General features: G+C 70.7%; 19 protein-coding genes and 1 pseudogene. 7 read left to right on the forward strand and 13 right to left on the reverse strand.

Annotated features, from left to right (window positions below):
- Positions 1-49: 49 nt before the first annotated feature.
- The gene (locus AB5J55_RS36110) at positions 50-334 is read right to left on the reverse strand and encodes a hypothetical protein (protein WP_369274647.1); all 285 of its coding nucleotides are present in this window, start codon (positions 332-334) and stop codon (positions 50-52) included.
- 53 nt (positions 335-387) lie between these two features.
- Here AB5J55_RS36110 and AB5J55_RS36115 point away from each other — a divergent pair, with 53 nt between their 5' ends.
- Positions 388-834, forward strand: a complete 447-nt coding sequence (locus AB5J55_RS36115) for a tetratricopeptide repeat protein (RefSeq protein WP_369274648.1) — start codon at positions 388-390, stop codon at positions 832-834.
- Positions 835-913: 79 nt separating this feature from the next.
- Here AB5J55_RS36115 and AB5J55_RS36120 read toward each other — a convergent pair whose 3' ends face one another.
- The 8 genes from AB5J55_RS36120 to AB5J55_RS36155 all read right to left on the reverse strand — a co-directional run bounded on the left by AB5J55_RS36120 (position 914) and on the right by AB5J55_RS36155 (position 12,498).
- Entirely contained in the window at positions 914-1,750 is an 837-nt protein-coding gene (locus AB5J55_RS36120; protein ID WP_369274649.1) for a hypothetical protein, read from the reverse strand.
- Between the two features lie 7 nt (positions 1,751-1,757).
- Positions 1,758-3,425, reverse strand: coding sequence for a PHP domain-containing protein (locus AB5J55_RS36125; protein WP_369274650.1), 1,668 nt, complete (start codon positions 3,423-3,425; stop codon positions 1,758-1,760).
- 18 nt (positions 3,426-3,443) lie between these two features.
- Positions 3,444-5,273, reverse strand: a complete 1,830-nt coding sequence (locus AB5J55_RS36130; RefSeq protein WP_369274651.1) for a LamG-like jellyroll fold domain-containing protein — start codon at positions 5,271-5,273, stop codon at positions 3,444-3,446.
- 72 nt (positions 5,274-5,345) lie between these two features.
- Positions 5,346-8,294, reverse strand: a complete 2,949-nt coding sequence (locus AB5J55_RS36135) for a glycoside hydrolase family 2 TIM barrel-domain containing protein (RefSeq protein WP_369274652.1) — start codon at positions 8,292-8,294, stop codon at positions 5,346-5,348.
- Entirely contained in the window at positions 8,291-9,130 is an 840-nt protein-coding gene (locus AB5J55_RS36140) for a carbohydrate ABC transporter permease (protein WP_363032918.1), read from the reverse strand. The genes AB5J55_RS36135 and AB5J55_RS36140 overlap by 4 nt, the downstream gene beginning before the upstream one ends.
- Before the next feature lie 12 nt (positions 9,131-9,142).
- Positions 9,143-10,102, reverse strand: coding sequence for a carbohydrate ABC transporter permease (locus AB5J55_RS36145; RefSeq protein WP_369274653.1), 960 nt, complete (start codon positions 10,100-10,102; stop codon positions 9,143-9,145).
- Positions 10,102-11,388: an extracellular solute-binding protein gene (locus tag AB5J55_RS36150; protein ID WP_369274654.1), complete on the reverse strand. Its 1,287-nt coding sequence runs from the start codon at positions 11,386-11,388 to the stop codon at positions 10,102-10,104. The genes AB5J55_RS36145 and AB5J55_RS36150 overlap by 1 nt, the downstream gene beginning before the upstream one ends.
- A gap of 90 nt (positions 11,389-11,478) precedes the next feature.
- The gene (locus AB5J55_RS36155; protein ID WP_369276385.1) at positions 11,479-12,498 is read right to left on the reverse strand and encodes a carbohydrate kinase family protein; all 1,020 of its coding nucleotides are present in this window, start codon (positions 12,496-12,498) and stop codon (positions 11,479-11,481) included.
- A gap of 167 nt (positions 12,499-12,665) precedes the next feature.
- Between AB5J55_RS36155 and AB5J55_RS36160 the strand changes: the two genes are divergently transcribed.
- The 4 genes from AB5J55_RS36160 to AB5J55_RS36175 all read left to right on the forward strand — a co-directional run bounded on the left by AB5J55_RS36160 (position 12,666) and on the right by AB5J55_RS36175 (position 19,173).
- On the forward strand, positions 12,666-13,430 hold the full coding sequence (locus tag AB5J55_RS36160; RefSeq protein WP_369274655.1) for a DeoR/GlpR family DNA-binding transcription regulator: 765 nt from the start codon (positions 12,666-12,668) through the stop codon (positions 13,428-13,430).
- Positions 13,427-14,767 carry a 6-phospho-beta-glucosidase gene (locus AB5J55_RS36165; RefSeq protein ID WP_369274656.1) on the forward strand — a complete coding sequence of 447 codons (1,341 nt, stop codon included), beginning with the start codon at positions 13,427-13,429 and terminating at the stop codon, positions 14,765-14,767. The genes AB5J55_RS36160 and AB5J55_RS36165 overlap by 4 nt, the downstream gene beginning before the upstream one ends.
- A 97-nt stretch (positions 14,768-14,864) precedes the next feature.
- Positions 14,865-17,918 carry an alpha-mannosidase gene (locus AB5J55_RS36170; RefSeq protein WP_369274657.1) on the forward strand — a complete coding sequence of 1,018 codons (3,054 nt, stop codon included), beginning with the start codon at positions 14,865-14,867 and terminating at the stop codon, positions 17,916-17,918.
- Between the two features lie 4 nt (positions 17,919-17,922).
- The gene (locus AB5J55_RS36175; protein WP_369274658.1) at positions 17,923-19,173 is read left to right on the forward strand and encodes an alpha-L-fucosidase; all 1,251 of its coding nucleotides are present in this window, start codon (positions 17,923-17,925) and stop codon (positions 19,171-19,173) included.
- Between the two features lie 333 nt (positions 19,174-19,506).
- Here AB5J55_RS36175 and AB5J55_RS36180 read toward each other — a convergent pair.
- From AB5J55_RS36180 to AB5J55_RS36195, 4 genes and pseudogenes are all read right to left on the reverse strand, one after another.
- Positions 19,507-19,821 (reverse strand): annotated as a pseudogene (locus AB5J55_RS36180) (carbohydrate binding domain-containing protein); the annotation flags it as partial.
- A gap of 131 nt (positions 19,822-19,952) precedes the next feature.
- Positions 19,953-20,384: a hypothetical protein gene (locus tag AB5J55_RS36185; protein ID WP_369274659.1), complete on the reverse strand. Its 432-nt coding sequence runs from the start codon at positions 20,382-20,384 to the stop codon at positions 19,953-19,955.
- An 18-nt stretch (positions 20,385-20,402) separates the two neighbouring features.
- The gene (locus tag AB5J55_RS36190; protein ID WP_369274660.1) at positions 20,403-22,223 is read right to left on the reverse strand and encodes a hypothetical protein; all 1,821 of its coding nucleotides are present in this window, start codon (positions 22,221-22,223) and stop codon (positions 20,403-20,405) included.
- Positions 22,224-22,437: 214 nt separating this feature from the next.
- Positions 22,438-23,574 carry an ATP-grasp domain-containing protein gene (locus tag AB5J55_RS36195; protein WP_369274661.1) on the reverse strand — a complete coding sequence of 379 codons (1,137 nt, stop codon included), beginning with the start codon at positions 23,572-23,574 and terminating at the stop codon, positions 22,438-22,440.
- A 316-nt stretch (positions 23,575-23,890) separates the two neighbouring features.
- Between AB5J55_RS36195 and AB5J55_RS36200 the strand changes: the two genes are divergently transcribed.
- On the forward strand, positions 23,891-24,751 hold the full coding sequence (locus AB5J55_RS36200; protein ID WP_369274662.1) for a metallophosphoesterase: 861 nt from the start codon (positions 23,891-23,893) through the stop codon (positions 24,749-24,751).
- On the forward strand, positions 24,748-25,428 hold the full coding sequence (locus tag AB5J55_RS36205) for a 4'-phosphopantetheinyl transferase (RefSeq protein ID WP_369274663.1): 681 nt from the start codon (positions 24,748-24,750) through the stop codon (positions 25,426-25,428). The genes AB5J55_RS36200 and AB5J55_RS36205 overlap by 4 nt, the downstream gene beginning before the upstream one ends.
- Positions 25,429-25,436 lie beyond the last annotated feature (8 nt).

Genomic DNA, 25,436 nt, shown 5'->3' on the forward strand with positions numbered 1-25,436 from the left:
ACCGGAAGGGGAAGTTCATGCCTTCCCGCACCTTGGACGCTGTCTTGGTCTACGCAGGCAACAGCGGTTCGAGGTCTCGGTCGATGCGCTGCCAGTTCCGTGCTGCCTTCGTCCAGGGGTGGCCGGCCCCGAGCCTGTGGGCGAACTGGGACGCCGCCGCGTCTCGCAGCTGAGTTGCCTCCGGGATGCGGCCGAGCGAGCGTAGCGTGACCGCCGGACCGACGCCGGCGATCAGGCTGTCGGGGTGACTGCTCCCCAGGCAGCCGTGCAGGTCCGCGGCACAGGAGCGTGATACCTCCTCGGCCTTGTCCAACTGATCGAGGTCCCCGGGCACGTTGGCGAGGGTGAGTCGGGCACAGAGGGTGTAGGGGTGAGTGCCGCCGAGGCATGTGCCGAGAGACTGCACCGTCCGGATGGCTGTCGTCAGCGCCTCGTTGGCCTCGCCGGTCGAGCGTAGGCAGACCGCGAGGTTGTGATCGCAGACGGCGGCGTCCGGATGCGCTCGGCGAACGTCACCCCTACACGCGCGCCTGTGCCGTCAACCTTGCCAACGTGCTGGCGGAGCTGAACGAGCTGCGCCAAGCGGAGGACCTGGAGCGGATGGCGGTCGCCGGCTTCCAGCCCACCCTCGGCCACGAGCACCCGGACACCATCGTCTCGCGCGCCAAGCTGGGCGTGACCCTGCGCGCGCTGGGCCGCATCCCCGAGTCCGACCAGCTCCAGGAGAGCACCCACGCCCAGTTCGTACGGCTGCTCGGCGAGAACCATCCGCACACGGTGAGCGTCCGCGAGGGCAAGCGCATCCCCCGCGACCCGGAGCCGACGGCCGTGTGACGGCGTGGTGCGGGACAGGGCCGCAGTGACTCACCACCGGTCGCGCGGTCCCGCCCCCGCTCAACGATCAGCGCGTGCCCTACTTGTACGCGTAGACGGCCGTGGCCACCGCACACACCCCGGGCGGAATCATCTGAGCCCGCAAGGTGCCGCTGTTCACGTCGTAGTCGACCCCCTCCGTCTCGAACGTGCCCGTGCACACGCTGCGCTGCGGCAGTGCGAACAGGCTCTTCACCGTGCCCGTCATCGGCTGGCCGTCCACCTTGCGGGGCAGGTCGACCTGGAGGAGGGGGCGGATCTCCGGGAAGAGGGTGCCGGAGGCGTCGTTGGAGGCGCAGATCAGGCGGGTGTCCGTCACGAAGTCGCAGCCCTGGATGTCGCGTACGGGCTTGTCCAGGCTGATCTGCCAGGCCTCCTTCAGGTCTCCGCCGGTCGGTGGTGTGGCGGGGTTGAGCAGGGGAGCGGGGAAGACCTGGAGTCTTCGCTGGTCGCCCCACTCGCCCGACACCAGCCACTGCCCGTCGGGCGAGACCGTGGCGAAGGAGTTGTTGAGCTTCTCGCCCGGGTTGAGCCGGTGGACGTACTCGTAGCGCTTCCCGGCCGGGGTAGTCACCGCGAACATCTTGGACGTGGCCGTGTCCGGGCCCTGGTAGGCGTCGAAGACGTGGCCCTGGGCGATGTCCGGGTCGCCGACGTGGTTCCAGCCCTTGATCCGCAGGTCCAGCGGGATGTCGGTCATGCCCCGGTAGAGGAGCGAGCCGTCCGCCCGGGCGGCGAGACCCTGCCCGCCGCCCAGCGTGTCGGTGTACGCCGTGCCCGACTCGGCCCATTGCGGTTCACCGGCCGCGGATGCGGTGCCCGTGCCGAGCCCCAGGGCGGCCAATAAGCAGACGGGAGTGAGGAAGTGACGTTTCATCAGATTGTCAGGCTCCTGCCACGTCGACGAATACGGGATTCGAATAGAACCACGTATCCGCCCACGGGTCACCGTCTCCGGGCGCGTGCGGGATCGGGCCGTGCGGGTCGACCGAGGCGCCCAGGTAGCCCGTGCCGTGGCGGTTGCCGTCGCTGCCGCGCAGCCGGACGTAGAAGGACTCGTGTCCGGCGGTGAGCGGGATGCGCAGGGTGTACGTCCCCTTGCGGCCGCTCACGTCCTTCGTCGTCACGACCTTGGTGTCCGGCGCCTTCCAGGCGTCCCGGTCGGCCACCGGGCCGCGCACCGCGCCACGGATGACGTCCACATGCGCCAACTCCGGCAGGATCCCCTGCGGGTTGGGCCGGGAGGCCGTCGTGACCGTGACATGCAGCGTGAGCTTCTCGCCCTTGCGCACCCGCAGCCGGCCGCCCAGTGTGACGCCGCGGCCGTGGTCGCAGTCCCGCTTGAGGCGGACGTCGAGGCCGTCGAGCAGATGCCCGTGGTCGAGCCAGACACGGCCCGCCCGCAGGCCCGCCATCACGGCGCGGTAGCCGTAGCGGGTCACGCCGACGTGGGTGCGGCTGAACTGACCCGGCCAGAAGTCACTGCCCGGCTGTGGCGTGTCGGTGTTCACCGGGTCCGGGAGCTTGCCGGTGTTGTCGAAGTTCCGGCCCGCGGGCCAGTCGCCGTTGCGCCAGGTGTCGAAGACGATGCGGTGGGCGTCGGAGTTCGTGGTGATCGAGAACAGGCGGCCCTCCGCCAGCATCGAGTCCCACAGTCCGCCGACCGTCGCGGTCGCCCAGTCGAAGCCGCCGTAGGTCAGATATGCCTCCGCCGGGTAGCCCGGCCAGGACTGCGCCGAGGGCTTGTTCTCGTACTCGCCGCGCATGGACGTACTTCCGCGCCAGCCGGGGATTGCCGCGCCCTGGGCGCCCGGTGCGCCCTCCATGCCGATCATGATCTCGGGGGCGGCGTCCCGCCAGCCCCGCATCTCGTGCGGGGAGTCGATCCCCAGGCGCAGCGGGTGGTTGGCGAGCACGAGGACGTCGTCGACGTAGCCCTTGCGGCGCTGCTGCGCCAGCCACTCGATGGCCTTGACGGCGTGGGCCTCGTTGCGGGCGGTGTCCGCGTCGGCGGGGCCGCCCTTGTCGTAGCCGAGCAGCTTGCCGTCGTAGGCGCTCTCGAACTGTGTGAGCAGGTCGACCTCGTGCCGGCCGGGCGCCGCGAAGACCGTGCAGTGCTCGGCGGCCGGGATGTACCACTCCAGGCCCTGGAAGATGAGCTGGCGCGGGTTCTCGGCGCGCGCCTTGAGGATCTCCTCGTGCTCCAGCGCGGCCCCGTACTTGGCGTGCCCGAAGTTGGAGTGCTCGGTGAACACCATCCAGTCCAGGCCGTACTTGGCGCCCGCGGCGGCCAGTTGGGAGAACGTGTACTTGGCGTCGTGGCTGTAGACCGTGTGGATGTGGTGGTCGCCGACGAGGTAGGCGAGGCGCGGGTCGTCGCCACCCCACCCCCGTGCGGACGCCGCCGCGGGCACGGCGGCGGAGCCGAGCGCGAACGCGGCGCCGAACAGGCCCGCGCGGCGCAGCAGTCCGCGCCGGGAGACGCCCTGCGGGTCGAGGTCGGCGGGGGCGACGGACGGGTCCGCCCAGGTGGGCAGCTGTTGATCGGTCATGTTCATCCTCGGCGGGCGTCAGTGGTTCATGAAGGACGTGACGGGCAGCGCCCGCGCGACGATACGGACGTCGCCGAGGCGGCCGTACAGGATCTGGTCGATCTTGCCGCCGTACTCGTAGCCGCCGAGCAGCCACGGCAGCCCGACCGAGGTGAGGCCGATCGCGGTGGCGTGCGGGTTGCGGGCCACCGGGCAGCCCTGGACGTACAGCGTGGTGTGCCTGCCGTCGCTGACGACGGCGACGTGCCACCAGGTCTCGCGCGCGGTCTCGTCGCCCCAGTTGGTGGCGATGCCCTGCTGGTTGAGCGGGCGGACCGCCCACTGCGGGCCGGGCCCGTCGGAGAGGGAGAGCGTGGCGAGCGGCTCGTCGGGGTCGCCCTCCGTCTTGCCGGCGGCGCCACCCGTGCCGGTACGGCTGACCAGGCCCGCCCAGGCGTTGTGCGAGGCGTCCCAGTCGGCGGGGAGCCGGTAGAAGGCCTCGACGGTGTAGCCGTTCCTGAAGGTGGCCGAGTTGAGCGGGGCGCCGTCGACCGTGCGGAGATAGGCGCCCCTCAGCGGGGACTTGTAGCCCTGGAACTCCAGGCTGCCGTGGCCGGGCTGGTCGGGGTGGTGGTCGGGCGACCAGCCGAGCTTGCCGCCGCCCACGGAGACCACGGTGAGGTCGTTGCCGTGGCCGGACAAGTCGCGGACGGTGCCGGCGACGGGCGACTCGAAGCGCCAGTACGCGGCCGTGTCCCGGATCAGCATCTTCGACGCGGGGCGCGCCGGGCGGGCGGGCACCGGGGCGAAGCCGGAGAAGCGGTCCTCGAAGTCGATGTCGACGGAGAAGCGGTCGGCGTCGCCGCTGAGTTCGATCTCCTGTCGCTCCAGCTCGTTGAGCCCCTTCGCGGCCCGGCCCAGGATCCACGGGGAGACCGTCTCGACGTCGATGACGTTGCGGTCGAGGTCGAAGCGGTAGAGGCGGATCATCGCCGCGCCGCCGAAGTATCGGTTCTGATAGTTCGTCAGGTGCAGATGGACGTCGTTGCCCGCCGCGTTCCTGCGGGTGACCCGGCCCGCGGGCCAGTAGTGCCCGTTGAGGGTCAGGAAGATCTGGTCGTGGTCCTTGACCAGCTGGTCCCACAGCTGTTGGCCGTACGACGACAACGCGTCGTCCTGGACGACCAGTTCGTGGGTGGTGAGGATGACGGGTGTCTTCGGGTGCCGGGCGAGCACGTCCTTCGCCCAGGCGTAGCCCTTCGCCGACAGCCGCCAGTCCAGGGCGAGCACCATCCACTCCCGGCCGGCCGCCCGGAACAGGTGGTAGGTGTTGTAGCCGTCCGAAGAGGCGCCCCCAAAGGTGGGCTTGCCCGTGAAGCGCCGCGGTCCGAACGTGTCCAGGTACGGCGTCGAGCCGCGCTGGTCGTCCGTGGAGGACTTCACGTCGTGGTTGCCGGCGAGGACGCTGTAGCCGACGCCCCGCCGGTCGAGCAGCTCGAACGCCTCGCCGATCGCGGCGCATTCGTCCTTCGCGCCGTTCTCGGTGAGGTCGCCGAGGTGGGACAGGAAGACGATGTTCTCCTCCCGCCCGTGTTCCAGGAGGTAGCGCAGGGACGCCTCGACGGGCGCCGCGTTGATGCTCGGCCCGTCGAAGAGGTACTGGGTGTCGGGCATCACGGCCAGCGTGAAGCGGCGGCTGTCGGCGTTCGGACGCCAGCCGGCCGTGGCCGGGGACGCCTCGGCCACGGCCGGCAGTGCGACCCCCGCCGTGGCGGCGGCGCCGAGCAGTGCGGTCGCGCGCAGGAAACCGCGTCTTCCGGCACCGGCCTGCTCGGCCTCGCCCTGGGCATGGTCATGCGAAGTACACACGTGTGCTCCGTTGGAAGATCCGTGAGATCCGTGGGATCCATGAGGGGTGACAGCAAAGGGCGTGGGGGGAGTTCAGAGAACGCGCAGGGTCCAGCTCCAGCGATGGACGCCCGGTGCGACGAGATACGACGGTGAGGTGTCGGGCCCGCAGGAGGCGGTGCCCAGGCCCCGGTGCGCGGCGTCGATGTGCACCACGCAGCCCGGCCGCGGGACCAGCTCGTCGTGGTGCCGGGCGGAGGTGAGGTCCTCGGCGCGATAGCGGGTCACCGAGACCTGGCGGGGTTCGTCCAGCGCGACGGAGAGTCCGGTGGCGTCCGGCGCGGACAGCGTGAACCGCCGTACACCGTGCCGGCCGCCGCTCTCCTGCGGACGCAGATAGGGGGTGAACAACTCGTCGACCGGTACGCGGTGATGGCCGACGGGCGCTCCCGCGCTGCGGTCGGGATACGACTCCCACGGGCCCTGCCCGAACCACTCCAGCAGGTCGAGCCCCGCGGCCGTCTCGAAGACCGTGCCGACCCGAGCCACGTCGCTGAACGTCTCCGGCAGCTCGGCCTCCTCGTCGACGCGGACCCCGCCCTCGACGGGCGTGAGCACCTGCCGGTGCCGTACGACACCCATGGTGCCCGCGTACTCGGCCTCCACCGTCAGGCGCGCCGCGTCCTGCCGGACGGACACGACCTTGCGCACCAGCGCGTCCAGCCCCCAGGTGCGCCAGCGCCCGGCCATGCCGCCCAGCTCGTCGTTGTCGGTGGGCGCCCGCCACAGTGAGAGCGTGGGGGCCGCCGTCAGCAGCGGATGGACGAGGAGTCCCTCGCCGTCGACCTCGACCTGCCGGTCCACCGGCACGTCCGGGGCCACGGCGGGCCCGCGCAGCCGGATCTGCGGCACGCACACCTCGCTGCCGCGCGGTGCCCACGGCTGGTCCTCGGCCACCGTCACGCGCAGCGTCAGCCAGGCCTCGCCGCCGTCGTGCGGCACCTCGAAGGGCAGCGGCACGGCAACCGTCTCGCCGGGGCACAGGTTCGGCAGCTCGGCCGGCCCGGTCAGCGTCGTGCCGTCGGCCAGGTCCAGCCGCCACTCGCCGGCCAGCCAGTCCAGGCCCCGGAAGTGCTGGTGGTTGCCGAGCACGATGCCCTCGTGCTTGAAGCACTCGATGCGCACCGGCGCCGCGATCTCCCGGTGCTCGTACATCGCGGGCTTGGGCGTGCGGTCGGGAAACACCACGCCGTCCGCGATGAACGCGCCGTCGTGGAGGGACTCGCCGAAGTCACCGCCGTACGCCCAGCGGTACCCGGGCGCGGCGACACCGTTGTCATAGAGCCCGGCGCCCGCGCGCCCGGCAGGTCTGCCATCGCTCACGCGTTGCAGAATTCCGTGGTCCCAGAACTCCCAGATGAACCCGCCCTGAAGACCTGGGGTGGCCTCGATGGCAGCCCAGTGGTCGGCCAGCGTGCCGTTGCTGTTGCCCATCGCGTGCGAGTACTCGCACTGGATGAGCGGCCGGGTCTGGCGGCCGGACAGGGCGTGGGCGACGCAGTCCTCCAGTGGCGCGTACATGGGGCAGGCGATGTCGGAGGCGTCGTCCGTGGCCGCCCAGTCGAGCTTGGCCGCCCCCTCGTACTGGAGCGGCCGCGCCGGATCGTGCCGGCGCACCCAGCCCGCCGCCGCGTCGTGGTTCGCGCCGTAGTCCGACTCGTTGCCCAGCGACCAGACGATGACCGACGGGTGGTTCTTGTCGCGCAGCACCATGCGCGAGACGCGGTCCACGAAGGCGTTCAGATAGCGCGGGTCGTCGGCGATCTCGTGGGCGTGGTCGTGGGACTCGATGTCCGCCTCGTCGACGACGTAGAAGCCGAGCTCGTCGGCGAGGTCGTACAGCGCCGGGTCGTTCGGGTAGTGGGCGGTGCGGATCGCGTTGAATCCGAACCGCTTGAGCAGGACGAGGTCGGCGCGCATGTCGTCGTACGACACCGTCCGCCCCGTCAGTGGATGGAAGTCGTGGCGGTTCACGCCCCGGATGAACACCCGTTCTCCGTTGACCAGCAGATCCCGGCCGACGATCTCGACGTCGCGGAAGCCGACGCGGTGGTGCGAGGTGTCGGCGACCGTGCCGTCGGCGCGGTGCAGGCGGACGGTCAGGTCGTACAGCTCGGGCGTCTCCGCGTTCCAGGTGCGCACCTCGGGCACGGTGGCCAGCAGCCGTGCCTCGCCGAGGAAGTCGGAGACCCGTTCGTCCTCGGCATTGAGGCGGTCGAACTCGCCGTCCTGCACGAGGAGTTGGCCGTCCAGCTCGCCGGTGAGATGCCATCCCGCGGGCAGCGCGCCGCCCGCGCGCCGCACCTGGCAGTCGACGCGCAACTCGCCGCTGTAGTGCGCCCGCACGGTCACGTCCGCGAGGTACAGCGGGTCCGTCGCGTACAGCAGCACCGAGCGGGTGATCCCGCCGTGCCACCACTGGTCCTGGTCCTCGATGTGCGAGGCGTCGGACCACTTGACGACCGTGAGCCGCACGGTCGCGGGGGAGCCGGGGCGCACCAGACCCGTCAGATCGAACTCGGCCGCCAGATGCGAGTCCTTGGAGATGCCGACGGGCCGCCCGTCCACATGCACCAGCAGCACGCTCTCGGCGGCCCCGACCCGGAGCACGATCCGGCGTCCGGCCCACTCGGCGGGGACGTCCACCTCGCGCTCGTACACGCCGGTCGGGTTGGCGGCCGGTGAGTGGGGCGGGAAGTCGGCGAACGGCATGCGGACGTTGGTGTACTGCGGCAGGTCGTCCGTGCCCTGCAGGGTCCACACGCCGGGGACGGATGACGTCGACCAGGCACCGCCGACCGGCGCGTCCGGAGTCGGCAGCAACTGGAAGCGCCAGTCGCCGTCCAAGGGGAGTCCTCCGGGGCGCCGGTCGACGGCGTTCATGGGCAGTCGCCCCCAGGAGGTCACCTCGGGTGCCTCCCAGGGGCGCAGGGCGATCAGGGGATCGACGGCGCCGGGACCGAGGATCGACGGATCGTTCATCCGCGGACGGCCCCCTTCGCGAGGTCGCCGATGATCTGCCGGGCGCCGATCGCGAAGACGATCAGCAGCGGGATGAGGGCGAGGACCGCGCCGGTCATCACCATGCCGTAGTCGGTGGTGCCGTGGGTGCCGTTGAGCTGGGACAGCGCGACCTGGAGGGTGACGTTGTCCGGGTTGGTCAGGGCGATCAGCGGCCAGGCGTAGTCGTTCCACTGGCCCATGAAGGTGAAGATGCCGAGGAAGGCGAGCCCGGGGCGGACCACCGGGAGCGCGACGTGCCAGTACTGGCGCAGGAAGTTCGCGCCGTCCAGCTTCGAGGCGTCGAGCAGTTCGTCGTGGATGGCGCTCCTCATGTACTGGCGCATCCAGAAGATGCCGAACGCGTTGGCCGCGGCCGGCACGATCAGCGCGGTCATCGAGCCGATCCAGCCGATCTTCGCCATGATCACGAACTGCGGGATCGCCGACATCTGGGCCGGGACCATGAAGATCAGCATCAGCAGCGCGAACAGCACGTTCTTGCCCGGGAAGTCGAACTTGGCGAAGACGAAGGCCGCGAGCGAGTCGAAGAACAGGACCAGGAAGGTCACCACCGTCGCTACCAGCAGCGAGTTCCACATCGACCCGAAGAAGTCGATCGTGTCGAACAGGCTGCGGACGTTCTCCAGGAAGTGCGAACCCGGCAACAGCTTCGGCGGGTACGAGAAGATCTCCGACGAGGTGTGCGTCGACATGATGACGGCCCAGTAGAACGGGAAGGCCGACAGCAGCACACCGATGATCAGGGACGCGTGCAGGGCGATGCCCCGGCGTCCGGAGCCCTTGATGGATGCCATGTCGCGGCCTTCCTACTGTTCGCCCCGGCGCTGCACCAGGCGCCAGTTGATGATCGAGAAGAGGACGACGACCAGGAAGATGCCCCACGCCACGGCGGCGCCGTACCCGAAGTCGTTGTTGTCGAAGGTCTGCTGGAAGAAGTAGAGGACCATCGTCCGGCCGGCGTGGTCCGGGCCGCCCGAGAACGTCGACTCGTTGGCCGTGGTCTGGAGCAGCACCTGCGGTTCGGAGAAGCTCTGCAGTCCGGTGACCGTGGAGACGACGAGCACGAACAGCAGCGTCGGCCGCAGCAGCGGCAGGGTGACCCGGAAGAAGGTCTGCACGGGACCGGCACCGTCGATGCGGGCGGCCTCGTACAGGTCGCTCGGGATGGTCTGGAGCCCGGCGAGGAAGATGATCGCGTTGTAGCCGGTCCACTGCCAGGTCATCAGCGTGGCGATGGCGACCTTGATGCCCCATGGGGTGTTCAGCCAGGCCACCTGGTCGAGACCCACGGCCTGCAGCAGCGCGTTCACCAGACCGAAGTTGGTGGAGAAGATCGACCCGAAGACGATCGCGATCGCCACGACCGAGGTGACGTTCGGCAGGAAGTACGCGAACCGGTAGGCGTTCTTGAAGCGGACCGCCGAGTTGAGCATCACGGCCGTCACCATCGCCAGGAAGATCATGGGGAAGGTGGCCAGCGCCCAGATGACGATCGTGTTCCCGATCGACTGCCAGAAGTCGCTGTCGCTCAGCAGGTACTCGTACTGCGAAAGCCCCGCCCACTCCATCGAGCCGAGGCCGTCCCAGCGGTGGAAGGAGAGGTAGAGCGAGAAGCCGACGGGGATCAGGCCGAAGGCGAGGAAGAGGAGGTAGAACGGGGAGATCGCGGCGTAGAGGTGCCAGTGCTTGCGAAGGCCCTTCTTCGGCGCGGCCGTGGCGGGCTGCGGCCGGTTCACTGCGGGCGGGGTCTGTTCGATGACGGCCATCAGATGCTCACCCCCAGGTGCTGCGCGATACGCCGGCATTTGCTCATGGCGTCCTCCCAGGCCTTCTTCGGGTCCTTGCCGAGGACGCCGACGTTCTTGATCTCGTCCCTGATCGGCTGCCCGAGCGCGATGTCGTACGGGCTGTTGAAGGCGACCGGGATCTTCTCCGCGGCCGGTCCGAAGACGTCCATGGTGATCTGGTCGCCGAAGAACGGGTCCGGCTCGCGCAGCTTCTTCATCTCGTACGACGCCGGGGTCGACGGGAACAGGCCTGCCTCGACGAAGCCCTGGGCCTGGTTGTCCGCGCCGAGCATCCAGGTGACGATCTCGAAGGCCCGCTCGGGCTCCCGGCATGCCTTCGTGATCGCGAGGAAGGAGCCGCCGACGTTCGAGGGGCCGCCCGGACAGCCCGCCACCCGCCAGTTGCCCTTGGTCTTCGGGTAGGCGAGCTTGAGGTCGCCGGCGGCCCAGGAGGCGTTGAGCTGACTGGGCAGCTTCCCCTTCTCGGTGGCCGAGATCGAGTCGGGCGTGCCCGTCACGATGTTCGACACGATCCCGCGCCGCTTGGCTTCCACCGCCCGCTCCCAGCAGGTGCGGACGTTGGCGCCGTCACCGACGAAGTTGCGGTCCTTGTCGACGAACCGGGTGGTGCTCTGGCCGATCGACATCTCGAAGACGCTGCCGACGTCGGTCAGGATGTACGTCCCGGGTATCCGCTTCTTCAGCTGCTCGCCGGCCGCGAAGAACTTCTCCCAGGTGTCCAGTTCCCGGGACACGTCGTCGGGTTCGTGGGCCAGCCCGGCCTTCTCGAAGACGGCGGGCTGGTAGTAGTGCACGACCGGGCCGACGTCGATCGGGAACCCGACGAGGCTGCCGTCCGGGGCCACGCCCTGCTGCCACTTCCAGTCCAGGTACTGGCTCTTGAGCCTGTCGGCGCCGAGCGTCCTGAGGTCCACGAACTGGTCGGAGTTCGGCAGGTAGGACGCCATGTCCTCGCCCTTGAGGCCTGCGATGTCGGGGATGTGGGCGTTGCCCGCCATCGTGGTGATCAGCTTCGACCGGTAGTAGCCGCCGATCTGGATGGCGTCGAGGTCCACGGAGCTGCCGTAACGCGCCTTGGCGTTCTTGACGACCGTGTCGCTCAGGCCGCCGCTCCAATACCACAGGACCATGTTCCGGCCGGTCGAGCCGGTCGGAACGGCACAGCCGGACGCCAGGCCGCCCAGCGCCGTGGCGGCCGTGCCGGCCAGGCCCGCGCGGAGCAGGCCTCTTCGTGAGAGCCGCACAGCTCCCACCGCCTTTCGGATCTTTTCGGGACTTCGCATGAGAGGGGCACGTGGGGGAGAGAGCACGTGGGGGGAGCTCGCTTGGGGAAGTCAGTTCTGCCGTGCGGGAGGTGTCACGGGGGCGTACGCGACGGGCGGTCCCGGATCGTCCGGGAGCCGGTCCGTCAGGAAGCCGTACGCCCGCTTCAGCTCGGGATCGGTCAGGGAGCGCCACCAGCGGTCGACGCCGTACCAGCCGGGGGCGGCCAGCGCCCCACCGGGCCGCCGGACCGACAGACCGGCGGCCAGGACGGCGAACTTCAGCCGTTCCGCCAGCGGCCAGCCGCCCAGCGAGGCCGCGACGAAGCTCGCCCCGAACACGTCGCCCGCGCCCGTCGCGTCGAGGACATCGATGTCCAGGGCGGGCACGTCCGCGTACTCGCCGGTCGTCTGGTCGACGGCGACGGCGCCGTCCCCGCCACGCGTCACCACGGCCACCGGCACCAGCTCGCTGAGGGTGCCCAGGGCCGCGACGGCGGTGTCGGTGCGGGTGTAGGCCATCGCCTCGGTCTCGTTGGGGAGGAAGGCGTGGCACAGGGAGAGCTGGTCGAGGAGGGCGGTGGACCACTGCTGGGTGGGGTCCCAGCCGACGTCGGCGTAGATCCGGGTGCCGTTCGCGGCTGCCTTGGCCAGCCACTCGCGGGGTTCGGCCTCGATGTGCACGAGGGCGGTGCGTGCCTCGGGCGGGTCGCCCATCAGCGCGTCCTGCGAGTACGGGGGTTCCTGGCCGTGGGTGACCAGGGCACGGTCTTGGCCGTAGGCCAGGGAGACGGTGACGGGGGTGGGCCAGCCGTCCGCCGTGCGGGAGAGCGAGAGGTCGATGTCCTCCTGGTCGCACAGGACGTCCCGGCAGTACTCGCCGTAGAGGTCGTCGCCGAACACCGTGGCCAGCGAGGTGCGCAGGCCGAAGCGGGCGGCGGCCACCGCCAGGTTGGCGATGCCGCCGGGGCCGCAGCCCATGCCGCCCGTCCAGATCTCCTCGCCCGGTGTCGGCGGCTTCCCGAGCCCCGTGAGGACGAGGTCGTAGAAGAGCAGCCCGGTCAGCAGCACATCGGGCCGGTCGTCGTCCACGCAGAAGTCCTCTCGCTCGGGCTCTCGTCCGGGGACCCCCGTCGGGGAGAGCTCGTCAAAACTCTTCATTTCAGTGAGCGGAATCGTGCGCCGCTCCGCGGGATTGGTCAATACCCGAGCAGAAATGAGCATGGCGATGATTGAAGATGACGAGTAGTGTTCACGTCGTGCTGGCAGAACGACGACACCAACTCATCCTGCGGGCCCTGCGCTCCGGTGGCCCCGCGGCCGTGACCGATCTCTCCGAGCGGCTGGGTGTGAGCCCCGCCACGATCCGGCGTGACCTGGTCAAACTCGAGGAGGACGGCCTGCTCACGCGGGTGCACGGCGGCGCGGTCGTGGAGGAGGGCGACCAGCCCTTCGCCGAGGTCGCCGAGATGCGCGTGCCCGAGAAGGACGCCATAGCCGCGCACGCCGCCGCGATGATCGAAGATGGTCAGTCGGTGCTGCTCGACATCGGCACCACCGCCTTCCGGCTGGCCCGCCAGCTGCACGGCCGCCGCCTCACCGTGATCACCAGCAACCTGGTGGTCTACGAGGAGCTCGCCGACGACGAGGGCATCGAGCTGGTGCTGCTCGGCGGCATGGTCCGCCGCGAGTACCGCTCCCTGGTCGGTTTCCTCACCGAGGACAACCTGCGCCAGCTGCACGCCGACTGGCTGTTCCTCGGCACCAGCGGGGTGCGGCCCGGCGGGCAGGTCATGGACACCACGGTCGTCGAGGTGCCGGTCAAGCGGGCCATGATCAGGGCCGGCGACAAGGTCGTCCTGCTCGCCGACGCGGCGAAGTTCCCGGGGACGGGCATGGCGAAGGTATGCGGTCCCGAGGACCTGGACATGGTGGTGACGAACGCTCCCGTGAACACGGCGACCCGGTCCGCCCTGGAGGAGGCCGGCGTCAAGGTGCTCGTGGCAGGAAAGGTGCAGGCGTGAAGCTGACGATTCTGGGCGGCGGCGGATTCCGCGTGCCGCTCGTGTACGGGGCGCTCCTGGCGGACCGCGCGGAGGGCCGGGTCACCCGGGTCGTGCTGCACGACCTGGACGCCGGCCGTCTGGACGCCGTGACCCGCGTGCTGGCCGAGCAGGCCGCCGGGGTGCCCGACGCGCCCGAGGTGAGCGCCACCACCGACCTCGACGAGGCCCTGCGTGGCGCCGACTTCGTCTTCTCGGCGATCCGCGTCGGCGGCCTCGAAGGCCGGGCGAACGACGAGCGGGTCGCCCTCGCCGAGGGCGTCCTCGGCCAGGAGACGGTCGGCGCGGGCGGCATCGCCTACGGCCTGCGGACCGTCCCGGTCGCCGTGGACATCGCCCAGCGGGTGGCCCGCCTCGCGCCGGACGCCTGGGTCATCAACTTCACCAACCCCGCCGGACTGGTCACCGAGGCCATGTCCCGCCACCTCGGCGACCGAGTCATCGGCATCTGCGACTCGCCGGTCGGCCTCGGCCGCCGTATCGCCCGCGTGCTCGGCGTGAAGAGCCCGGGCGAGGCGTGGATCGACTACGTCGGCCTCAACCACCTCGGCTGGGTGCGCGGCCTGCGCGTCGCGGGCCGCGACGAACTGCCGCGCCTGCTCGCCGACCCCGACCTGCTCGGCTCCTTCGAGGAGGGCAAGCTCTTCGGCGTCGACTGGCTCCGCTCGCTCGGCGCGATCCCGAACGAATACCTTCACTACTACTACTTCAACCGCGAGGCCGTCCGCGCCTACCAACAGGCCGACAGGACCCGCGGCGCCTTCCTGCGCGACCAGCAGGCCGGTTTCTACGAGCAGATGCGCAACCCGGACGTCTCCGCGCTTCAGGCCTGGGACCGCACCCGCGCCGAGCGCGAGGCCACCTACATGTCCGAGAACCGGGAGACGGCCGGCGCCGGCGAGCGCGACGCCGACGACCTCTCCGGCGGCTACGAGAAGGTGGCGCTCGCGCTGATGCGGGCCATCGCCCGCGACGAGCGCACGACCCTGATCCTCAATGTCCGCAACCGGGACACCCTCTCGGTGCTCGACTCCGACGCCGTCATCGAGGTGCCCTGCCTCGTCGACGCCAACGGCGCCCACCCGGTCGCCGTCGCCCCGCTGCCCGACCATGCCACCGGCCTCGTCTGCTCGGTCAAGGCGGTCGAGCGGGAGGTGCTCGCCGCCGCCGAGTCCGGCTCCCGCTCGACGGCGGTGAAGGCCTTCGCGCTGCACCCACTGGTCGACTCGGTGGGCGTCGCCCGCAGACTGGTCGAGGGCTACGCCGGGGTGCATCCCGGCCTCGCGTACCTTAAGTAGCGCCCGCCTCAGAAAGCGCTTCCCTCCCTCGCCCCGCCGGCCTCCACCCGGTTCCCCTCGCTTCCCACCTCCGTTCTCTCCCTCCCTGGAGACCCTGATGCACGACGAACGCCGCCGGATCGAGGAACGCGTCGAGCGCGTCCACAACCAGCGCATCAAGCCCGCGATCTACTCGGCCACCGTCCCCTTCGAGGTCGAGGCCTGGCAGGCGCCGGGGGAGCCGGTCTCCTTCGAGGAGGCCGCGGCCGCCCGCTACACGCCCTTCGCGATGGACACCCCGTGGGGCCCGCCCTGGGGCACGACCTGGTTCCGGATGCGCGGGCGGGTGCCCGCCGAGTGGGCCGGGCGGCGCGTCGAGGCGGTCATCGACCTCGGCTTCGTGGGGGACTGGCCCGGCAACCAGGCCGAGGCGCTGGTCCACCTGCCCGACGGCAGGCCCCTGAAGGCGGTCAACCCGCTCAACCAGTACGTGCCGATCGGCAACCCCGTCTCGGGCGGCGAGGAGATCGACTACCTGGTCGAGGCCGCCTCCAACCCGGACATCCTCGCCAACGACTTCGCCGCGCCCACCCCGCTCGGTGACGTCCTCACGGCGGGCGACAAGCCCCTCTACACCTTCCAGCGCGCCGACATCGCCGTCCTGGACGAGGAGGTCTGGCACCTGGACCTCGACCTCCAGGTGCTGCGCGAACTCATGGTCCACCTCGGCGAGCACGAGCCCCGCCGCCACGAGATCATGCACGCCCTCGACCGGGCCATGGACGTCCTTGACCTGGACGACATCTCCGGGAGCGCCTCGGCCGTCCGCGAGGTGCTCGCGCCCGTCCTGGCCCGCCCGGCCCACGCCAGCGCGCACACCGTCTCCGGCGTCGGCCACGCGCACATCGACTCCGCGTGGCTGTGGCCCATCCGCGAGACCAAACGCAAGACGTCCCGCACCTTCTCCAACGTCACGTCCCTCGCGGACGAGTACGACGACTTCATCTTCGCCTGCTCGCAGGCCCAGCAGTACGAGTGGGTGCGCGACAACTACCCGCACGTGTGGGCCCGTATCCAGGAGTCCGTGAAGAAGGGCCAGTGGGCGCCGGTCGGCGGCATGTGGGTCGAGGCCGACGGCAACCTGCCCGGCGGCGAGGCGATCGCCCGCCAGCTTGTCCACGGCAAGCGGTTCTTCATCGAGCACTTCGGCGTCGAGACCAAGGGCGTCTGGCTGCCGGACTCCTTCGGCTACACGGCCGCCTACCCGCAGCTCGCCAAGCTCGCCGGCAACGACTGGTTCCTGACCCAGAAGATCTCCTGGAACCAGACCAACAAGTTCCCCCACCACACCTTCTGGTGGGAGGGCATCGACGGCACCCGTATCTTCACGCACTTCCCGCCGGTCGACACCTACAACGCCCGCTTCAGCGGCGAGGAGATGGACCGCGCGGTCCGCAACTACTCGGAGAAGGGCGGCGGTTCGCGCTCCCTCGCGCCCTTCGGCTGGGGCGACGGCGGTGGCGGCCCCACCCGCGAGATCATGGAGCGGGCGCGCCGGCTGGCGGACCTGGAGGGCTCCCCGAAGGTCGTCGTGGAACACCCCGACGAGTTCTTCGCCAAGGCCCGCGAGGAGTACCCGGACGCCCCGGTGTGGGTCGGCGAGCTCTACCTGGAGCTGCACAGGGCGACGTACACCTCCCAGGCCCGTACCAAGCAGGGCAACCGACGCAGTGAACACCGGCTCCGTGAGGCCGAGTTGTGGGCGACGACGGCCGCGCTGCACGCGCCGGGCTATGCATACCCGTACGAGAAGCTGGACCGGCTGTGGAAGACGGTGCTGCTGCACCAGTTCCACGACATCCTGCCGGGGTCGTCGATCGCGTGGGTGCACCGCGAGGCGGAGGCCGAGTACGCGCGCGTGGCCGAGGAGTTGGAGGCGCTGACCGCCGAGGCGGTGGCCGCGCTGGGCGCCGACGGCACGCGGGTGTTCAACACCAGCCCCTTCGACCGGGCCGAGGTCGTCCGCACGCCCGAGGGCGCACCGGCGTACGTCGTGGTGCCCGCGAGCGGCAGCGCGCCGCTTGCCGACGCGGAGCCCGCACAGCCGGTGAAGGTCGAGGGCCGGGTCCTCGACAACGGCCTGGTGCGAGTCGAGGTGGCGCAGGACGGCACGCTCGCCTCCGTGCGGGATCTGCGTGCCGGCCGTGAAGTCCTCGCCGACACGGGCAACCTGCTGCGTCTGCACACCGACCTCCCGAACTACTGGGACGCCTGGGACATCGACAAGCACTACAGGAACCGCTACACGGATCTGCTGGACGCGGACGCGGTCACCGTCGTCGAGGAGGACGCCCTGATCGGGGCGATCCGGGTCACGCGGTCGTTCGGCAAGGGCTCGAAGGTCACCCAGACGATCACCCTGCGCGCCGGCAGCCCCCGTATCGACTTCGAGACCGAGATCGACTGGCACGAGGCCGAGAAGATCCTCAAGGCGGGCTTCCCGGTGGACATCCGCGCCCCGCACTCCTCCGCCGAGATCCAGTTCGGCCACATCCAGCGGCCCACCCACACCAACACCAGCTGGGAGGCGGCCCGCTTCGAGGTCTCCGGCCACCGCTGGGTGCACATCGCCGAGCCCGGCTACGGCGTCGCGGTCATCAACGACTCGACGTACGGCCACGACGTCTCCCGCACGGTCCGCGAGGACGGCGGTACGACGACCAGGGTCAGCCTCAGCCTGGTCCGCGCCCCGCGCGTGCCGGACCCCGAGGCCGACCAGGGCATGCACCGCTTCACCTACTCCCTGCTCCCCGGCGCGAGCATCGAGGACGCCGTCGCCGAGGGTTACGCCCTCAACCTCCCCCTGCGGGTCGCGGATGCGGCGGGCGCGCCCGAGCCCGTCGTCTCGGTGGCCGGGGACGGCGTGACCGTCGAGGCGGTCAAGCTGGCAGACGACCAGTCCGGCGATGTCGTCGTACGCCTCTACGAGTCCCGCGGCGGCCGCGCGAGCGGCGTCCTGCGCACCGGCTTCCCGCTCGCGGGCGCCCAGGTGACCGACTTGCTGGAGCGTCCGCTTCAGGACGCGGACGTCAGCGGCGACGGCGGGGTCGCAGTCGCCCTGCGCCCCTTCCAGGTCCTCACGCTCCGCCTGCAGCGCGCGGAAGGGAGCTGACGGGGTGCCCATGCAACCCTGGTTCACCGACGCCAAGTTGGGGATCTTCATCCACTGGGGCATCTACGCCGTCGACGGTGTGCAGGAGTCCTGGTCGTTCTACGACGACATCGTCCCCTACGACCGGTACATGTCCCAGTTCGACCGCTTCACCGCCTCCCGCTACGACCCGCGCGACTGGGCGAAACTCTTCGCGCGGGCCGGCGCCAAGTACGCCGTCCTGACCAGCCGCCACCACGACGGCGTGGCCCTGTGGGACACGGCCCACGGCGACCTGAACGTGGGCCGTGACCTGATCGGCGGCTACGCGGACGCCCTGCGCGAGCAGGGGCTCAAGGTCGGGCTCTACTACTCGCACTCGGACTGGAGCCATCCCGACTACGCCTCCACCCGCAAGCCCGGCCGCCCGCCGGAGCTGGAGGACAACCGATACTCCGAAGTCGCCGCGGAACTCGAGGACCTGGACGCCTGGGAACGCTTCCTCGCCTACCGGGACGGCCAGATCCGCGAGCTGACCTCCCGCTACAAACCGGACCTGATGTGGTTCGACGGCGAGTGGGACCGCAGCGAGGAGCAGTGGCGCATCCCCGAACTCGCCGCGCTGATCCGCTCCGAGGTGCCGGACGTCGTCTTCAACGCCCGCATGCTCGGCGAGGGCGACTACGCGACCCCGGAACAGGGGGCCCCGGTCATACCGCCGGAGGGCCCGTGGGAGCTGTGCCTGACGATCAACGACTCCTGGGGTCACCAGCACCACGACCACAACCACAAGTCGGTCGACCAGCTGATCCGCTACTTCGCCGAGACGATCGGCGCGGGCGGCAACCTGCTGTTGAGCGTCGGACCCCGCGAGGACGGCACGATCCCGGCGGAGCAGGCCGAGCGGCTGGAGGGGCTCGGCGACTGGATCGCCAAGCACGCGCAGGCGGTGCACGGCACCGGGCGCGGCCTCCCGGCCGGTCACCACTACGGCCCGAGCACCCTGTCCGAGGACCGCCGCACCCTGTACCTGATCCTCTTCGACGCCCCGCGCGCCGAGATCAACGTACGCGGCCTGCTCGGTTCGGTACGCCGGGTCACGGTCGTCGGTACCGGCACGGAACTGGCCCACCGCTTCACCGGCGGTCTCCACGAGACGCCGGGTGTGCTGTGGATCCAACCGCCCGCGGCGGCCGACCTCGACCCGCATGCCACGGTGCTCGCCGTGGAGCTGGACGGGGAGTTGGAGCTGTACCGGGGCTCGGGCCGCTTCTGAGCGACCACCGTGCGGCTCACTTCGGGCCGGTCGGCCGCCGCCCCCGTCGCAGCGGTCGGCCGGCCCGAATCCCCCGTGCTTCCCCCGTGGTGGTGCTTCCCCCGTGGTGGTGCTTCCCCCGTGTTTCCTCGGTCCCCCGTTGTTCCCCCGTTGCCTTTCACTCTTATGAGCACGCCGGTGGCGCCCTGATACACCCGCCCGGAAAAATTCTCCCGGGAGGGTGACAGGGGGTATCAGCCGGTGAACCCGGCGGTGATCGAAGTGAACTGCCAGTTGCTCTGGCTGATCCCGGAGCAGTTGCTCGTCACGCCACCGCCCGGGCACGGCCGGTCACCGCACCCAGCCGCTGAGGCTGTACGTGGTGTTCGGCTGCACCGCGACGGTCTGGCCGCGCTTGGCGATGTCGCTCGAACTGACCTGCCCCGCAAGGGTTTTGGATCCACCGTGCACAGGCGAGGAGACGACCGACCCGGGATGGCCGGTGCAGCTCCACGGGGAGAGCCCGCCCGATTCGAAGCCGGCGTTGGACAGAACGTCGGCCGCTTGGGCCGTACCGGGAAGAGCGACGGCCCCGGCGATCGCGAGAGCGCCGGACCCGACCAGAGCGAGAAGTCGACGTCTCAGACGTCTGAGGCGTTGGTTGCGCACGTGATCTCCCTGGGAAATTTGGGTGTTCGGGAGTGCGCAGGTGCTGAGATGTGCAGAGGTGCGCGAACCAAATTGGTATGAACCAATCCTGGCGTCAAGCTCTGCGCGGGATTGGTCCAAACTAAGAATTCTCAGCCGTCCGATGCTGCCGGCCGTGTCGAGTGGACCGTCAGATCACCGTTCACGACGGCGTTCACGGTGCCGTGGTCGTATGCGCGGTTGTCCTGGCGGATCGGGGCGGCGGAGACGGGCCGGGGCGGGGGCAGCTCGGCGATCGCGGACCGCAGTTCGTCGGCGGCGTCCGGATTCTCCTCCAGCAGGTCCTGGAGGCGCAGCCGCCAGGCACGGCGGGCCTCGGCCAGTTCACCCTCGCTGCCGGGCTCCTCGACGACGCGGCGCAGATCGTCCAGACGCCGGGCCGCCGTCTCGGTACGGTCGGGATCGCCGCGGCCCAGCAGCCGGGCGAAGCGCTCACGAGCGGCCTGCCAGACGTCGGTGGAGGCGGCGTTGACCAGGGCTGCGGAGCCGGCCGCGGCGAGTGTGGTCAGCCAGTCGGGTATCACGTCGGTGCCTTTCCTCGGTCAGGAGTCGGAGCGCCGCGCGGTCCACGGACCGGAGGCGTCGTAGCAGTCGGTCTCGAAGGTGCCGCGCATGGTGTCGCCGTCCACGCTTCCGGTGAACGTGATCTCCTTCGCGCTGTTCACGCTGCCGAAGGTGATGCGGTCGCCGTCGAGCGTGCCGTTGAGAGCCCCGTCCAGGGAGCAGGGCACCCCGTCGACCTTCAGCTTTCCGGTGAGTCGGTTCCCGTCCTGGGACAGGGTGGCCGTGAACCCTCCGGTGCCGAACCCCGTAGACCAGTCCCCTGTCCACGCACCGGTCAGGGTGGCGGTCTCGGCCGGCTTCGACCCGTCGCCGGAGGGCGGCGCGGACGGGGTCACGGTCAGTCCGAAGTCCCAGTAGCGGGCGGAGGCGGGCAACCGGTCGCCGGCCGCCCGTGTGGTGAGGCGGACGAGCCGACCGAGGTCGTCGATGCGTGCCGTGAAGTCGACGGTGGTGTCGTCCGCCCGAGGTGCGGAGGTGGCCGCCGCCAGTGCCACGGTGCCGCTGTTCGACCTGGCGACGGCCGGTCCGGCGGTTCCGGAAGAGCTGCTGGGTTCGGCCGAGGGAGCGAGCGTTCCCGTGAAAGTGCAGCCCTCGCGCCGCGCCCGTGTCACCGATCGCAGTTCCCTCGCCGGTGCAGCGGGGTCGACGGCGTCCATGAAGGCGCCGTCGGCCCGCACCCACCTCGGGTCCACGCCGGACGGCGTGGTCGTGCCGGCGGGGAGCACGACCCTGCCCCGGTCGATCGTGCCGCTCGTGACGGGGCCGCCGGTCAGGCCCTGCCGGAACCAGGCGGTGCGCGCATGCGGGTCCGCCGCCCCGGCGACATGGTGCCGGCCGCGTGTGACGTCGTAGCGGAAGCTCGTCAGTTCCACGCGCCGGGCGGCCTCCGCCAGGACCGCGGGAGCCGAGCGGCCCTCGGCGGCCTTGTCGCAGGACGCCCCGCCCATGACGCGCGGCACGACGGCGGTCACAGTGACGGTCACGACCACCACGACCGTGACCACACTCGCCACCACGGGCACGCTGACGCCGGCAGCCCCGGCGCCGGCGAACGTCAGGGCCTTGGTGACGGCGGCTGCGGCCTTGGCGAGGATGGCCGCACCGCCTTTGGCGGCGGCCGCCGCGCCCGGCGCCGAGACTCCGGCGGCCGACGTGGAACCGGCGGTCTGCGCGGCCGTGCCGGCCGCCTGCGTCGGGTCGGCGAGCGGCGCCCCCGGTGCCGATCCGGTCCCTGCCGCCTTCACGGCTTCCGTGGCGAGATGGTCGGCGACTACGTGGCCGCCGACAGCCGTCGTTGCCGCCGCGCCGGCCGTGATGACGGCCGTCTTGCCGAGGCTCGTCCTCCGGGGCGGCCGTGGAGCCAGGCCGAGTACGACCTCGTAGTAGATGTTGCCGTTCTGCACGGCGTTGACGGTGCCGTGCCCCGTCGCCACCGCGATCTGGGGCGTGGTGCCGTCCGGCGAGGGGAGGAGCGATTGAACGGAATCCGCGAACCGGCGGGCCTCTTCCGCCCGTTCGGGATCATCCGCGACGGCCCTCTCGATCAACTCCCGCCATTCCGGCAGCGACTCCGTCAGGTAGCGGGTCAGCCCCTCACCCTCGCGACGTGCCGCGACGGCCGCCCAGGCGTCGATGCGCTCGTTCACCTGTGGCTCGTCGTCCGGTAAGAGGCCGAGGACCCCTTCCCGGGCCTCGGCCCAAGCCGGTGTCCCGATCGCCGCGGCGAGATGCTCTGCCGCGTCCTCGGCAGGATCCGCGGACCTTCCGAATGCCCCGTCGTCCTGCGTGCCTTCGGCCATGAAGCCGCCTCCCCCGGTTGCTCCACGCTGTGTTGGCGCGAAGCTAGCAGCCACGAAAGGGGGAGCGAGCGGCTTCGAGGGACGCGTGTCCGGCGGCTCGTGGTGAGGGGGCATGCAGGGGGCGCTCCGCTTGGCAACCGCCCCGTCGAGCGACCGGACGCGCCCCGATCGCGCCTGTCGGGCGCCCGATGGCGGATCTTCCAGCGAACCCGAACTAGAGCGGCAGCACCTGCGCCGCCCCGCTCTCGACCGGTTCGGCCGATGCGGGGGCCGGTACCGCCGGCAGCAGGGGTTCTGATTCCTCGGCCGCGCGCTGCTGCGGAATGGACACCGGCCGCAGCGGCCGCGGCCCGGAGACCACCGTGTAGTCCTGCCCGAGGAACGGCGGAACCACCTCGCCCGGATCGTCGCCGAGCGCCAGCTGAACGGCCAGCCACGGCACATTGACCCCGCACAGCGACAGCTGGTGCAGTCCGCCGGCCGGCCGGGTGTTGACGTCCATCAGCACCGGCGTGTCCCCGAACATCCGGAACTGGATGTTGGACAGATAGTGCAGCCCGAACCCCTCCGCGATCAGTCGCGCCGGTTCCAGCCACGGCTCCTGCAGAGTGAACCCGCGACGGCGGCCGTTCTTGACCCGGCCCATCGCCAGCCGCACCCGGTTGTCCGGACCGGTGAGGCAGTCCACCGACACCTCAGGCTGCTCGAGGCGCGGCATCACCAGCCAGTCCACCGGCTCGTCGGTCCGCCGCAACGCGTCCAGCACCAGGTCCAGCTGCACATATGGCGTCGGGAACCCGTTGAGGTGCATGAGCGAGAAGGGGGCGCGGGTGATGGCGCGGAAGCCCACTCCGCCCGCACCGGACGCCGGCTTGAAGCAGGCCTTGTGACCCGCGGCCTCCAACTCCTCGACAGCCGTGAGCAGTTCATCGGCATTGCGCACGCGCCACCACGGCGGCACCGGCACCCCGACCGCCTGCACGGCCTCGTACGCGATCACCTTGTCGTGGAAGACCGCGACGGCCTCCGGCGGCGGTGCCAGCAGCGCCGTACCGACCGCCTCGAAGTCCGTCCGGTGGGCCACGATCGCCGACTGGTGCAGCCGGGGCACGAACACGTCGATGCCGCGGCGCCGGCACTGGGCGAGGGCGTACTCGACGTACCCGGCCGGGGACAGGCCCTCGGGCTCCAGTTCGGCGGTGTCGGCGGCGGCCAGCACGGGGGAGTCGGCGTCCCCGTGCGTCGCATGGATCTCAACGGCCCGGTCGCTGGGATTTCGTCGCAGCTGATCCATGAAGAACACGTTCTCCGCGTACGTGCGGTTGAGCCAGACGCGTACGCGAGAGACCATGCAGGGCCGTCCTTTCGGGTTCGCGGGCAGGGCGAAGCAGGCCCGTGCCCGGGCAGGGTGGTTGGAGGGACACCAAACCGCCCCGTGCGAAGGGACGTTCATGGGCGGTGGTGTTGCGGCGATCATACGGCTTTCAAGGGGTGCCGCGTGCAACGTACGTGTTACGGAATTGCGGATGGTTCCTGACCGTCCCGGTTCCCCCGTCCCCGACCGCCCGCACAGCGCCCTGCCACGCGACGACGTGATCCGGCCTTGTGCCCCGAACGCGGCCTGTGTTCTCGTAAGGTCATTCGTGTGATCGAAAGGGGGGCGAGGGGTGACGTCGACGGCCGGCGGTGCCGGACAACTGCTGGCCATCAGTGACCTGCACATCGGGTACGAGGAGAACCGCGCGCTCGTCGAGCGGATGCGCCCCGGCAGCGACGACGACTGGCTGCTCGTCGCCGGTGACGTGGCGGAGACCGTGGCCGACATCGGCTGGGCACTCAAGACCCTCGCCGGCCGCTTCCGCAAGGTCGTCTGGGCCCCCGGCAACCACGAACTGTGGACCCACCCCAAGGACTCCGTCACCCTGCGCGGCGTCGCCCGCTACGAGCACCTGGTCGAGCTGTGCCGCGAGCTCGGCGTGACGACCCCCGAGGACCCGTATCCCATCTGGGACGGCCCCGGCGGCCCGGTCGCCGTCGCGCCGCTGTTCCTGCTGTACGACTACTCCTTCCTGCCGTCCGGCTGCACGACCAAGGAGGAGGGGCTGGCGTACGCGCACGGGACCGGGGTCGTGTGCAACGACGAGTACCTGCTGCACCCCGACCCCCACCCGTCGCGCGAGGCCTGGTGCGAGGCCAGGGTCGCCGAGACCGAGCGCAGGCTCGCCGCACTTCCCGAGGACCTGCCCACCGTCCTCGTCAACCACTACCCGCTGGACCGGCATCCCATGGACGTGCTGTGGTACCCCGAGTTCGCCATGTGGTGCGGCACCCGGCGGACCGCGGACTGGCACCGCAGATTCCGGGTCGAGACGATGGTCTACGGCCACCTCCACATCCCGCGGACCACCTGGCACGAGGGCGTCCGCTTCGAGGAGGTCTCGGTGGGATACCCCCGCGAGTGGCGCAAGCGACCGGACCCGCCGGGACGGCTGCGCACGATTCTGCCCAAGGAGGACCGGGCCCGTTGATCGAGGAACTGCTGCCGGCCTCGGTGGCCACCGTCGAGGCGTACGGCGACGAGGAGCCCGCGCACACGGCCCTGTATCCCGAGGAGGAGGCGGTCGTGGCGAAGGCGGTCTTCAAGCGCCGCCGGGAGTTCGCCGTCGTACGCTCCTGCGCGCGCATCGCCATGGAGAAGCTCGGCGTGCCCGCCCAGCCGATCCTGCCCGGTGAGCGCGGCGCCCCGGGCTGGCCGGCCGGACTGATCGGCAGCATGACCCACTGCGAGGGCTACGGCGCCGCCGCGCTGGCCCGCGCCACCGAACTGGCCTCCCTCGGCATCGACGCCGAACCCCACCAGCCGCTCCCGGAGGGCGTCCTGCCCTCAGTCGCCCTGCCCGCCGAGACGGACCGGCTGGGCCGCCTGGCCGACGACCGTCCCGGCATCCACTGGGACCGGCTGCTCTTCAGCGCCAAGGAGTCCGTCTACAAGGCGTGGTTCCCGCTCACCGGGAAGTGGCTGGACTTCACCGAGGCCGACCTCGACTTCTTCGCCGACCCCGGTGAACAGCACAGCGGAGGCTTCCGCGCCCGGCTCCTCGTGCCGGGGCCACTCGTGGGCGACCGGACCGTCGACCGGTTCGAGGGCCGTTGGACGGTCCGGCGGGGGCTGGTGGCGACAGCGGTGAGCGTGCCGCACACCTGAGTCCCCGC

It is taken from the genome of Streptomyces sp. R11 (assembly GCF_041051905.1).
Classification (GTDB): Bacteria; Actinomycetota; Actinomycetes; order Streptomycetales; family Streptomycetaceae; genus Streptomyces.